Raw genomic sequence first — 13,143 nt, 5'->3', positions numbered from 1 at the left:
GTCTTCACATTTATATTTCAAATGTAATAACGAAAGTTGTTCCTTTTTTTGGTTCACTCGTAACATCAATTGTACCATTTCCTTTATCGACAATTTCCTTCACTAAAAATAAACCAATTCCTCTATTTTCCCTATCCTTTGTTGAAAATCCACTTTCAAATATGCGAGCCTTTACTTCTTCTGTCATACCAATACCATTATCGCTTACTAAGATCGCAAGTATGCCATCATTGTCATCAATAGAAATATGAATCTCTTTCTCTTTTTTATCAATAGCTACTAATGAATCAAAGGCATTTTCAATTAAATTCCCAAATAATACGACAAAATCATGATGATCTAGTTTCTCTGGAAATTGGGTAAACTTACTTTCCTTATCAATATTAACCGTGATACCAAGTTCTCTACCACGACTTATTTTACTTAATAATAAACCAGAAATATTTTCATTGTAGATTCGTTCGTTTAAAAATTTCGTAACATTGTCGTGTTCATCCTTCACTTGGGACAAATAAGCTAACGCTTGTTGAGAGTGCCCTAGATGTAGAAGTCCAGCAATTGTATGTAATTTGTTTTTATACTCATGGGTTTGGACACGTAATGCTTGTACAAAGGCTTTAACACCTGTTAGTTCTTCCGCAAGCTGTTTAAAAGCTGTTAAATCTTTAAACACTGCGACAGCTCCAACCGTTTCTTCATTAACGAGAATAGGGATTCGATTACTAATAATACTATGTTCATTCACATAGATTTCCTGGTCATAAACCGGTTTTCCTGTAAAAACGATTTCAGGCAATCTCGTGTCAGGTAAAACGTCATATATATTGCGTCCTAAATATTGGAATGGATCTCCACCAACCCCTAATATTTCACAAGCCTTCTTATTAAAGATCGTAATATTTAACTCTTTATCCACAGCGATAATTCCTTCGTGCATGGCATTGAATGTTTCCGTTCTTTCCACATACATTTTAGAAATTTCATGGGGCTCTAATCCGAACATTTGCTTCTTAATATGGCGACCAAGAGTATGGGCCCCCCATACACTAAACAAGATTGATAATGATAACGTTACAATAAATTCTGACTGATAATCAGCAACTATTTGAAGATAGGATGGTAGTAAGTAACCGACTAATACGACTCCAATTTGAATATTTAGTTCATTCATAATTGGGACAAAGGCACGAATCATCGTACCTTCCTCCCCCTTCGCCTTTGATAAATAGTAATGCTCAGCAAAGGCTGCATCCATATCGGTCGATTCACTAACTTGTCCTATTTCATTTTTTGATGGATGGGAATACTTTACTCGATTCATATCCATAACGACGATGTAATCTGCTTTGTTGATATAACGTATTTCACCGATAATTTCATTGATTTTTTTTGATGAATCTTGAAAATTTTCCCTTTGTAATAATGTTTTAATCTCTGGTAAATTCGCTACCGTTCTACTAACAAGCATAGCTTCTTGACCAATGTCTTCTTCTTTTTCTTGAAATAAGCTTCCGATAACGAAAGTCCCTGCTATTAAAAAGGAAAAGGCTATAATGAAAAACGTTAAAAACATAATTTTTTTATTCATTGATAATTTACGTTTTCTCATCAAATACCCCCCTTTAATTTTCACTGTCCTATTGGCATTCTTTATGTTTATAATGATTTATATTTATTCTACAATAATCGTGGTGAAGATAATGAAATACTTTCTAACTGGATCTTTAATTACCATCATTATATTAATCGTACTATTTGGGTATCGTCAAAATATTTTTTCTCCAACAGCATTACCTTATGATGATGAACAAGAAGGTTTAAAGGATCAAATAACGATTCATTTTAGCCATGTTGTGGCGGAAAATACGCCAAAGGGAATAGCAGCAGAAAAATTTGCCCAACTTGTTGAGGAAAAAAGTGATGGTCGTCTCGTTGTACAAGTCTATCCGAACAGCATATTGTACAGTGATGATAATGAACTAAAGGCACTGCTGGATAATGAAGTTCAAATGATTGCTCCAACTATTTCGAAAATGACGGATATGTTACCAAACTGGCAAGTTCTTGATTTACCCTTCCTTATTGAGAATAATGAGCAATTAAAGGAGGTTTTAAACGGTAACGTCAGTCAATCCCTTCTAAAAGAGCTTGATACAGTTCATATTAAAGGGTTAACATTTTGGAGCAATGGTTTTAAACAAATCGCTTCGACAACACCGATAGTAGAAGTAGGACAGTTTGAAGGAAAAAAGATTCGTATGATGCCTAGTAACATTTTAAGAAAGCAATTTACTCTTCTTGAAGCAGAACCGGTTGCTACTTCTTTTGGCAATGTTTATCGTGACTTGCAAAATCATGTAGTTGATGCTCAAGAAAATACGATTTCCAATATTTACTCAAAACAATTTCATACAATGGAGAATCATATTACCCTTTCCAATCATGGTATTTTAGCTTATGCCGTCCTAATGAATGAACAATTTTGGAATGGATTAGATGAGGAATATCAACAAATTATTTTAGACTCCCTCGAGGAAATGCAAGATTGGCAGTTTGAACAAGCACAAAAATTTAATGAGCAAAATTTACAAGATCTTCAATCTGATCCAAACGTTATCATATACGAATTGGATGAAACAAACAAAAATCAATGGAAAGAACAACTCCAACCGATATATAAACATTATGAAAATACAATTAATGATCACTACTTAGATGATTTATTAGATGAAATGAATCGTTCCATACCATCATTCCATTGAACAAAATGAACAAAATGTCACTACCTTTTACAAAAAGGTAGTTTTTTTTATATACTCCACCTTTGTACTATAACAAAAAAGAAGCCTCTTCAATCAGTATTATAACAGTAAATTCGTTGATTTATAGAGGTTTTGTGATAGAATTCACAATAAATTGAACGAAATGAACGATATAACCATTAAAAACTAAACCGCTTTTTCAGAAAACTATCAGTTATGATAGTTTCAATGAAAGCGATAACATTTTATTTACAGTAAGTTTACAAGGAGGAAAGAAAAGAAATGAAATTACTTAAAAACTTAACGTTTCAAGTAATCGTTGCGATTATTTTAGGTATTATTGTTGGAGCAATTTGGCCAGAGTTTGGTGCTGGTTTAAAAATATTAGCGGATTTATTTATAAAATTAATTAAAATGTTAATAGCTCCAATTATTTTCTTAACAGTTGTCATCGGTATCGGTGGCATGGGAGATATGAAAAAGGTTGGTAAAATCGGAGGTAAAGCATTAATTTACTTCGAAATCGTTTCAACAATCGCCCTAGCAATTGGTATTGGGGTTGCATTATTAGTAAACGCTGGGGATGGACTAGATACGTCTGAAGCAAATAGTGCAGATATTTCAAAATATACGACTGCTGCTGAAGAAACAGAACATGGAATTGGTGCCTTCATTTCTAGTATTATTCCAGAAAACTTTGTAGGAGCCCTTGCGAACGGTGAATTATTACCAACACTGTTTGCCGCTGTATTATTCGGTATGGCTGCTGCGGCATTAGGTGAAAAATCAAGACCGGTTATTCAAATTTTCGAGCAAGTGTCTGAAATCTTCTTTAAAATTGTTGGTATGGTAATGAAGTTCTCTCCTATTGGTGCTTTCGGTGCGATGGCATACACAATTGGGAACTTCGGTTTAGAATCTTTAGGTAACTTAGGTTTATTGATGGCTGCTGTTTATATTACAATGGCGCTGTTCCTAATCGTCATTCTAGGTTCCATTGCAAAATTTTATGGGTTTAATATTTTTAAATTCATTGCTTATATTAAAGATGAAATTTTCTTAGTTGTTGGTACGTCATCATCAGAATCCGCTTTACCTTCTATGATGCGTAAATTAGAAAACTTTGGTTGTTCAAAACAAGTTGTTGGTTTAGTAGTTCCTACTGGTTATTCATTTAATCTAGATGGTACAGCGATCTACTTATCAATGGCTGCCCTATTCATCGCCCAAGCTTATAATGTTGAATTAACATGGATTCAAGTATTAACTCTTCTTGGTATTTTGATGATTACATCTAAGGGAGCTGCAGGAGTAACTGGATCTGGATTCATTACATTAGCAGCAACATTAGCAGCATTCCCAATGATTCCGGTCGAAGGGATTGCCCTATTAATCGGTGTAGACCGCTTTATGTCAGAAGCTCGTGCCGTAACAAACTTAATTGGTAACGGTGTCGCAACAGTTGTTGTGTCAAAATCGGAAAAAGAGTTTGATGAAAAAGTAAATGCTCAAATCACTCAATCAAAAGTACATGCTTAATAAAAGAACGTAACTTCTCAACTGAGAAGTTACGTTCTTTATTTTTTACATTCGAATTCATAGGAAGTTGTTACGAGAAACCCATGTTTTGTAACAATCGCTTCTCCACCATCGTTTTCACAGCTTTTCACAAGTTGATTTATTTGTTTCTCTGAAACGAAGGAAAAAAAGATGGAAAAAGCAACTCCGATAACAACCATTAGTCCTCCGATCATTAACCAAACTTTTCCGTTATTCCCCACCACTCATTACACTTCCTTGTTTAAATAAAAATAAAAGGTTCGGTATCGATTTCAGATTGGATAAATTCCACCGATAATTTGGAGCTCGAACATAATTGAACCATTTTATCGGCCACTCCTTTCATCATAACCTTTTCAACGTGATGTCCTGGGTCAATAATGTTTAACCCTAGATTTTGAGCGTCTTGGGCAATATGGAATTTCACATCACCAGTTACAAATACATCGGCACCGGACCATTTAGCTGCATGAATATACGTATTACCGTCACCACCTAGAACCGCTACCTTTGAAACCAATGTCTCCGTTTGACCAACTAGTCTTACCATTGGAACATCTAATTGGGTTTTAACAAATTGAGCGAACTGTTTCAAAGTCATCGGTTCTTTTAAAGTTCCAACCCGGCCAATCCCCATTTCCTTCGTTTCCACCGCCAATGTATATACGTCATAAGCAGGTTCCTCATAGGGATGGGCGTTAAGTAACGCTTTTAAAACTTTGTTTTTTATAGATTGGGGGAAAACTACTTCAATTTTTTCTTCATCAGTCGTTTCCATCTCACCAATTTCTCCGATAAATGGATCTGCCCCTTCTAACGCTCTAAAACGGCCTTGACCGTTCGTTGAGAAACTACAAGAGTCATAGTTCCCAATATGGCCTGCACCAGCTTTAGCTAAAGCGAAACGTACTTTTTCAGCGTACTCATCTGGAACAAATACAGCTAGCTTCATTAAATTCTCATGATAAGTCTTTTCTAAAATTTGTTTATTCTCTAGTTGTAATGCATCTGCTAATAAATCATTTACTCCACCCGTTGCCACATCTAAATTCGTATGGGCTGCATAAACAGCAATATCATTTTTAATCAGTTTTTCGTACAGTTTACCAGCTGGAGTATCTGTTCTTAAATTGGCTAACTTACGGAAGATGGGAGGATGATGGGCAATGATTAATTGGCATCCTTTTTGAATCGCTTCATCTGCAACTTCATCATTCACATCTAACGTTACTAATACTTTTGTCACTTCTTTATTCAAAGTTCCGATAGCAAGTCCAATTGGGTCGTTTTCCATACAGGCTAATTTTTTTGGCGACCAGCTTTCAAAAAGTTGGATAATTTCATGACCATTAGCGATTTTCATTTGGTAAAGCCCCCTTCACTAGTTCGATTAAATGTAAAAGTTCTTTACGTTTTGCAACAATATCTGACGTCTCTTCTGCTTGTTCAATAGAAGATAAAACACGTCTCCAATTTTGAATTTCCTTCGTCCATTTTTCTACAAACACGTCCGATTTATTGGCCATTAGATGTTTTCCTAACAATATTTCCTGTTCTGATAACTCCATATCGCCCCGTTGAAGAACAAGAATTTCATAAATTTTTTCGTCTTCTTTTAATATAACTTCATCTAAAATCGCCCAACCATTTGCTAAAGCCCACTCTCTAATTACTTTTGCATGAATGTTCGGTTGTAAAATAAGTCTTGTTACAGTTTGTAAAAGTTCTGGTTTTTTTTCTAGAATGGAAACGATAAGAGGCCCTCCCATACCAGCGATTGTAACCGTATTTACCCCATCAGTTTCTTTTATCGCTTCTAGCCCATCAGCAAGGCGAACCGTAATAGACTCTTCAAGTCCTTCCAATTTCACCTGTTTTACGGCAGATTCAAAGGGTCCTTTCACCACTTCTCCTGCAATGGCTTTATTCACAATACCTTTATGGATTAAATAACATGGTAAATAAGCATGATCACTGCCTATGTCTGCAACAATCGCTCCCGTTGGTACAAAGGAAGCAACTGCCTCTAATCGTTTTGATAATTTTTGTGCGTTCATATAGTAACCGCCTTTTTCTAATTTCTATGTCATATTATATAAAAAAAATAAAATATTTGTCCTAAAATGATGCTGGAATAGAAATTCAGTTATGTAATGCGAGGAAAATCAATAACCTATGAAGTTAAAAGGACTGTCTTATAAGTAAATACTTAATAAGACAGCCTCTCGTCGTTTAATTATTATTCTAATGAAGAAATGTACTCAGCGATTGCTTCCGCTTCAGCACCAGTTTTTAAACCTGGAGTCATTGGTGTACCTTCAATACCGTTAGCTAATACATCTTTAATATGTTCAGCATCTAAACCAGCAATTTTAGGTCCCATACCACCAGTTAAGTCACCACCGTGACAACCGATACATGTAGAAACTAGTTCTTCACCGTTTGCTCCTTCTGCAGTTGCTCCGCCCTCTTCAGCAGCTCCACCTTCTTCAGTAGTAGCTTCTTCTTCGTGACCTTCAGCAATCTCTTCTTTATTTCCAGCACCTTCTAATGACATGAAGAAGATAAGTCCGATACCGAATGCCATAATAAGAATATAAGGAATAATTGGATTGTTTTTCATAGGTTACCCTCCTTTTTTTATTCATTTTTCTACATCTATTAATATAGAATTTAGTCAACATTAATTATTGTACTTCATTATTTGAAAAACGAAAAGACCTAAACACCAACTTTTACAAGGATTGACACAAAATCGACAATAATAAGTTAATGTTGGAAAAATTAATTTGTAATAACTTATTTTGCATTTTAAAAGGGCAATCCTACTTTCTAAAAGTATCCTTTAAATATCTTTCCACTTCATTGTCTTTCATATACCCATATCCAAACATGAATTTAGATTGAGTTGTTTGAAACTATTTTTGAAATGAACATCATATTTCCGATATTCTTAATATCATCATCATATTACCCATCTTTTTAAGCTATTTAAACCCTTCTACGGTTATACCGCCACAAAATCTTTTTAAATAAAGAATTGATATCCTAAAACAATCACAAGTCCAATTCCGCCAGACAAAGTAAAATAAAGTAATTTTAATTTCAATCCAGTAAATAACCAAATAAGACAATTGGCGATAAGTAAACCATATAAAACAAATGAACGATCGGGGAAATATTCAATTGATACTTTGACAGATAAGCCAAATATTAGTAAAGCTGCCCCAATCGGTAATAATGGTGCGAACGTTACTTCCTTTTTAGAGAATAGGAAAGCACTTATTAAAAGGATAATCGCAATGATTGCAACGAATATTGAAACGAGCCCAACCCACTTAGTAACAGTAAATAACGCTACAAATAAGGCTAAACTAATTAGGATGATACTTATAGAAAAAATCCATTTACGTTTGTTTTCAGTCGCTATGATAGACTTTTTATGACTGATTTCTTCAATAAGTTCGTCTCCATTCCCTTCCGAATAAAGGGTCATTAAAAAATCACAGTAGTGGTCCGGTAGTAATCGATTTTGTTTCCAATATAGTATTTCATTTAAAACAATTTTCTTTTTTGGATTTGGCATATGCTTTTTCTCCATTTTTTTCTTTTTATGTATGACTATAGTTTATCTCATTTTCAAGTCGTTAGCATTAATAAAAATATCTTGTCCTATAAACAAAAAAGACACCCTTTTCTTAAATGCCAACGAATAGATACGAAATGTAACTATTCGTGGCAATTTCGAAAGGATGCCTAATTAAAACTATTCTAGGAAATCTTTTAATCGTTTACTTCTAGATGGATGGCGTAATTTTCTTAACGCCTTTGCTTCGATTTGACGAATTCTTTCTCGTGTTACGCCAAATACTTTCCCTACTTCTTCAAGGGTACGTGTACGTCCATCATCTAAACCGAAACGAAGACGTAAAACATTTTCTTCACGATCAGTTAATGTATCTAAAACATCTTCTAGTTGCTCTTTTAACAACTCGTAAGCTGCGTGATCAGATGGTGATTGCGCTTCATGGTCCTCGATGAAATCACCTAAATGGGAATCGTCTTCTTCCCCGATTGGTGTTTCTAAAGAAACCGGTTCTTGAGCAATTTTTAAAATTTCACGAACTTTCTCAGGGGTTAAATCCATTTCTTCACCAATTTCTTCCGGTGATGGTTCACGACCTAAGTCTTGTAATAATTGTCTTTGAACTCGGATTAATTTATTAATCGTTTCAACCATATGAACTGGAATACGAATTGTTCGCGCTTGGTCCGCAATTGCACGAGTAATTGCTTGTCGAATCCACCAAGTTGCATACGTAGAAAATTTGAACCCTTTACGGTAGTCGAATTTTTCGACTGCCTTGATTAGCCCCATATTTCCTTCTTGGATTAAATCAAGGAATAACATTCCTCGACCAACATAACGTTTAGCAATGGAAACAACTAGACGAAGGTTTGCTTCAGCAAGACGTTTACGAGCATCCTCATCTCCTTGTTCAATACGCTCTGCAAGTTCTATTTCTTCTTCAGCTGTCAGTAGATCAACGCGACCGATTTCTTTCAAATACATACGAACTGGATCGTTAATTTTCACACCAGGAGGAACACTTAAGTCATTTAAATCAAATGCTTCTTCGCTCTCTTCTTGTTTCGCTAAAACTTCATCTTCAAATTCTTCTTTACCTTCAACTTGAATACCATGACTTTTCTCGATATCTTCTGCAAAATGGAAAATTTCTTCGTTTTCCAAATCAAATGGGGCAAGCTTATTCGAAATTTCTTTCATGGAAATTTCGTTATCTTTTTTCGCTATTTGCTGAAGTAATGCTTTTACCTCTTCAACAGATTGCTCATTAATTACCTCTTTTGATTGTTCTGACTTGTCCGCCATAAACCTTCCTCCTTCTAACAACCGAATCGGGTTAAATCGCCGATAATGATTTCTTCAATTGTATGATTGTCTGGGCTAGTTCAAGTGCACGTTTATGTTCGTGCATCTTTTCCGCTTCCAGAGAATCATGAATTAATTTTTTTATTTCAACTTCAATTCGATGTTTTTTTAACTGCTTCAAACAGTCATTAATTTCTGCTTCCGACTGTTCTGGATCATGTTCTACAAGTGCAGCTTCCATCACAATTTTTCTCAACTCAGAGTCATCGAGAATTTCTAAAAATCTTTGATAATCAGCTGTTCCATGTTCCTCATAAAAACCAATTAAACGGACGAACACCGCTGCGTATTCATCCCGGGCAAAAGGTTGAGGATCATCACTTTTTAAAACTTTATCTATCACATCAATATTCATAAGCATATGCGACAATAATAATCGTTCTGCCCGTTCTGTTGCAGATAAAGATTTTTTTTGTTGAAGTTCGATTTGTTTCGTTTGAATATTTCCTTGTTCTGCCCGTTTAAAAGTTTTTGCATTATTCGCTTCTAATTTTCTAAATTGAGCATAAATAGCTTCCTCAGAAATATTTGTTTCACTTGCAATCTGTTTTATATAAAGGTCTCTTTCAATAGGAGAAGAGCGCCCGACGAGTTGCTCAAGCACTTCCTGGATGTATTGCAACACATCATTTTCAAATTGAAAGTTTTTATTTCTTCTCGCATGCATCATCATAAAAGCAATGTATGCATGAGGTTTATCTAAAATTTGCTGTACAAAATTTTCAGGTCCATATTTTCGAATATATTCGTCTGGATCTAATTTATCTGGTAGTACTGCAATTTCTACTTTCAATCGTTCGGAATGTAACATTTCAGAAGCACGTTTGGCTGCTTCCCAACCTGCATTATCACCGTCATAACAAATTATTATTTGCTCACTTAAGCGTTTCAACTTTGTGATGTGCTGTGTGGTTAAGGAAGTTCCCATTGTAGCGACTGCATTGTATACTCCAGCTTGATTGGCAGCAAGGACATCCATAAAACCTTCCATTAAAATAACTTGACGTTTTTTTCGGATAGTTGTTCTTGCCTTGTCCAAATTAAAAAGCACTTGACTTTTATGGAAAATTGGTGATTCAGGACTGTTTAAATATTTCGCCTCATCCACTGAATCGATAATACGACCTGAAAATGCGATTACCTTTCCATTTTCATCACGTATTGGAAACATGATTCGTCCTCTAAAGCGGTCAAAGTAAGTATGGTCACTTTCCTTCTGGATGATGAGTCCACACTCGGCCATTTCTTCTAAAGAAAAGCCTTTTCTTTTTAACAAAACTGAAAGAGTATCCCATGTTGGTAAAGACCAACCTATACCATTCGTTTCGATAAGCTCCTTTGTAAATCCTCTTTTCAAAAGATAATTTAACGCTTGCTCCCCTTCTTCAGTATTCATCAACAAATGATGATAAAAATCGGCAGCAAATTCATGGGCCTCAATCATTTTTTCTTCTTTTTTTGAATAAGATTGGCTTTCTTTTGACATACTATTGCTTTGGATATCTAATTGAATACCAAGTCGATTTCCTAACTTAACGAGGGCATCTGGGAAGGAAATATTTTCAATATCCATAACAAAAGTAATTGCATTACCGCCAGCACCACATCCAAAACAATGAAATATTTGTTTATCTTGAGACACTGAAAACGAAGGTGTATTTTCACCATGAAATGGGCATAATCCGAACCAGTTACGTCCTCTTTTCGTTAACTGCATGTACTCACTTATAACGTCAACTATATCGGACTGGGAACGAATTTGTTCAATCATCTCTTCAGGAATTTTCCCGGTCATTTTATCACCAACTTCAGATGCTAAGTAACACAATTCGAGATAAATTTAAAAAATCCTCTATTTTACGACAAAAATAGTTTATTTTCAAAATAAATCTCGGTTTAAAAATATTTTTACCACAATTTTTTCATTATAAAACAAATAGATGAAAATTTCCACTTTTTTTATAAAAAAACGAAAATATTCATCCTTCGATTGCAGACAAATCAGAAAGATAATACTTTAACTAATATGTATACTACAATCGCGCAAAAAAACCTCCTCCAAAATAGAAGAGGTGGCTAAAAATTTGTATAATTATTTATTTTGTTCGATTCTGTCGATAATATCATTTGCTGTTTCTTCAACAGCTTTATTCGTTACATCAATTACTGAACATCCAATACGTTCTACAACATTATAAAAATGTTCAATTTCTTGCTCGATGCGTGATTGTTTTGCATAAATGGCATCATCATTCAGTCCTAAAGCAATTAAACGCTCTTTTCGTATGACATTTAACTTTTCCGGAGAGATAACTAACCCGAAACATTTTTTCGGATCCACTAAAAATAATTCTTCAGGTGGATTCACTTCCGGTACAAGGGGAACATTCGCCACTTTATATCGTTTATGGGCTAAATATTGAGAAAGTGGTGTTTTTGATGTTCTAGAAACACCGACTAAAACAACATCTGCAAGCAACAATCCTCGGGGATCGCGGCCATCATCGTATTTAACTGCAAACTCAACCGCTTCAATTTTTTTGAAGTAATCATCATCTAATTTATGAACTAATCCAGGTTCCTCAAGGGGCTGTTCCCCGATTTGTTGTTCAAATAAATGAATCATAGGACCAATTAAATCAATACATTCCACTTGTTCATGATGACAAAGATTTATCATAAACTGTCTCATCTTTTCTTCTACAAGTGTAAATACAATAATTGCATTTTGTTCTTTGGCAATTTCAACAATTTTTTCAATATGATCGTTATCTTCTATATGGGGAAACTTTCGAATGAGAGTATTGTCAAAGTTTGGACGGAATTGAGTAATGGCCGCCTTTACAACTTGTTCCCCAGTTTCACCAACGGAATCAGAAACAACGAATACTTTTAATAGTTTCAAAATAGCACTCCTTATAAATCATGGGTTTCTGCTAAAGAGATGAAGGCTTTTGTAATATTTGTCTTCGTTAGTCTTCCGACAATTTCTAAACCTTTATCCGTTTCGTTCACAACAGGAAGTGAGTCAACTTGTCTTTCAATTAACTTTTTTGCAGCCACGATTAATGAATCTGATTTTTTACAATAAGCAATATTCGGCATCCTAGTCATAATAATATGAACTGGAATTTTTGTTAACTCTTGAGTACCAAGACTAGTTCTTAACAAATCTTTTCTTGATAATACACCTTGTAAAAATGAATGTTCATCTACAACAAAAAGTGTACCAACATCCTCTAAAAACAATTGAACAATCGCATCATATACAGTCATGTTTTCCGATACAACAACGGGTAAAGATTGAAAGTCTTTTACCTTTAAATTCATCATCGATTCTGATGCTGTTGTAATCGTCTTCTTACCTGAATAAAAATAACCAACACGTGGTCTAGCATCTAAAAATCCAGCCATAGTTAAAATCGCTAAATCTGGTCGTAGAGTAGCCCGGGTCAAATTTAAACGTTCTGCAATTTGCTCACCAGTGATTGGGCCATTCTCTTTAACGATTTGCAGAATCGTGTCTTGACGTTTATTGAGTTCGATTGGACTCACCCGCTTCAAATAGTGTTATACTTTTACTTAAATATTATATACTATAATGACGAATATTTGTTAAGAAAAATACAAGATGCTACAATATTGACACAGTTCTAGTTCGTAGCATAGAATATCATATAGAACTTTATATTAGGCAATGACAGGACAATAAGTATCTTTTCAAAAAAAGCGAGTAGGAGTTTGGTGAAAGCCTGCGCGAAAAGAGAAACGGCACCCTTGAGCCAAACTAGTTAAAAGAGGATTGTTCAATTTTGTAAAAGCGAATGACGACGTTTACGGGCGCTTTACTCCAACCATTGAGGTTGA

At 34.8% G+C, this 13,143-nt stretch carries 12 protein-coding genes; 2 read left to right on the top strand and 10 right to left on the bottom strand.

Going from position 1 to position 13,143, the window contains the following annotated elements; all coding sequences use genetic code 11:
* Nucleotides 1-10: 10 nt before the first annotated feature.
* Nucleotides 11-1,609 carry an ATP-binding protein gene (locus tag ACH0B5_RS04990; RefSeq protein ID WP_122972553.1) on the bottom strand — a complete coding sequence of 533 codons (1,599 nt, stop codon included), beginning with the start codon at nt 1,607-1,609 and terminating at the stop codon, nt 11-13.
* Nucleotides 1,610-1,700: 91 nt separating this feature from the next.
* Between ACH0B5_RS04990 and ACH0B5_RS04985 the strand changes: the two genes are divergently transcribed.
* Nucleotides 1,701-2,762 (top strand): DctP family TRAP transporter solute-binding subunit, encoded by a 1,062-nt coding sequence (locus tag ACH0B5_RS04985; protein WP_406927483.1) that lies wholly within the window; start codon nt 1,701-1,703, stop codon nt 2,760-2,762.
* Nucleotides 2,763-3,044: 282 nt separating this feature from the next.
* The gene (locus ACH0B5_RS04980; RefSeq protein WP_122972554.1) at nt 3,045-4,301 is read left to right on the top strand and encodes a dicarboxylate/amino acid:cation symporter; all 1,257 of its coding nucleotides are present in this window, start codon (nt 3,045-3,047) and stop codon (nt 4,299-4,301) included.
* A gap of 38 nt (nt 4,302-4,339) precedes the next feature.
* On the opposite strand, the gene ACH0B5_RS04975 is transcribed toward ACH0B5_RS04980, so the two are convergent.
* From ACH0B5_RS04975 to ccpN, 9 genes are all read right to left on the bottom strand, one after another.
* Complete coding sequence (locus ACH0B5_RS04975) at nt 4,340-4,546, bottom strand: hypothetical protein (protein WP_341362286.1); 207 nt, start codon at nt 4,544-4,546, stop codon at nt 4,340-4,342.
* 17 nt (nt 4,547-4,563) lie between these two features.
* A complete protein-coding gene (locus ACH0B5_RS04970) occupies nt 4,564-5,685 on the bottom strand; it encodes a Nif3-like dinuclear metal center hexameric protein (protein ID WP_406927482.1) in 1,122 nt (373 codons plus the stop codon).
* Nucleotides 5,672-6,379 (bottom strand): tRNA (adenine(22)-N(1))-methyltransferase, encoded by a 708-nt coding sequence (locus ACH0B5_RS04965; protein WP_122972557.1) that lies wholly within the window; start codon nt 6,377-6,379, stop codon nt 5,672-5,674. Before ACH0B5_RS04965 ends, ACH0B5_RS04970 begins: the two co-directional genes overlap by 14 nt.
* A gap of 182 nt (nt 6,380-6,561) precedes the next feature.
* On the bottom strand, nt 6,562-6,945 hold the full coding sequence (locus tag ACH0B5_RS04960) for a c-type cytochrome (protein ID WP_122972558.1): 384 nt from the start codon (nt 6,943-6,945) through the stop codon (nt 6,562-6,564).
* A gap of 405 nt (nt 6,946-7,350) precedes the next feature.
* Nucleotides 7,351-7,908, bottom strand: coding sequence for a hypothetical protein (locus ACH0B5_RS04955; RefSeq protein WP_341362288.1), 558 nt, complete (start codon nt 7,906-7,908; stop codon nt 7,351-7,353).
* A 180-nt stretch (nt 7,909-8,088) separates the two neighbouring features.
* On the bottom strand, nt 8,089-9,216 hold the full coding sequence (gene rpoD / locus ACH0B5_RS04950) for an RNA polymerase sigma factor RpoD (protein ID WP_122971335.1): 1,128 nt from the start codon (nt 9,214-9,216) through the stop codon (nt 8,089-8,091).
* A 31-nt stretch (nt 9,217-9,247) separates the two neighbouring features.
* Entirely contained in the window at nt 9,248-11,071 is a 1,824-nt protein-coding gene (gene dnaG / locus ACH0B5_RS04945; RefSeq protein ID WP_122971336.1) for a DNA primase, read from the bottom strand.
* 297 nt (nt 11,072-11,368) lie between these two features.
* Nucleotides 11,369-12,181 carry a pyruvate, water dikinase regulatory protein gene (locus ACH0B5_RS04940; protein WP_122971337.1) on the bottom strand — a complete coding sequence of 271 codons (813 nt, stop codon included), beginning with the start codon at nt 12,179-12,181 and terminating at the stop codon, nt 11,369-11,371.
* An 11-nt stretch (nt 12,182-12,192) separates the two neighbouring features.
* The gene (ccpN, locus tag ACH0B5_RS04935) at nt 12,193-12,831 is read right to left on the bottom strand and encodes a transcriptional regulator CcpN (RefSeq protein ID WP_122971414.1); all 639 of its coding nucleotides are present in this window, start codon (nt 12,829-12,831) and stop codon (nt 12,193-12,195) included.
* Between the last annotated feature and the right edge of the window lie 312 nt (nt 12,832-13,143).

This window comes from Ureibacillus sp. 179-F W5.1 NHS (assembly GCF_045369345.1).
GTDB classification, from domain to species: domain Bacteria; phylum Bacillota; class Bacilli; order Bacillales_A; family Planococcaceae; genus Ureibacillus; species Ureibacillus halotolerans.
Note: the sequence above shows the minus strand (reverse complement) of the source record. Positions and strands in the feature narration are given on the sequence as shown.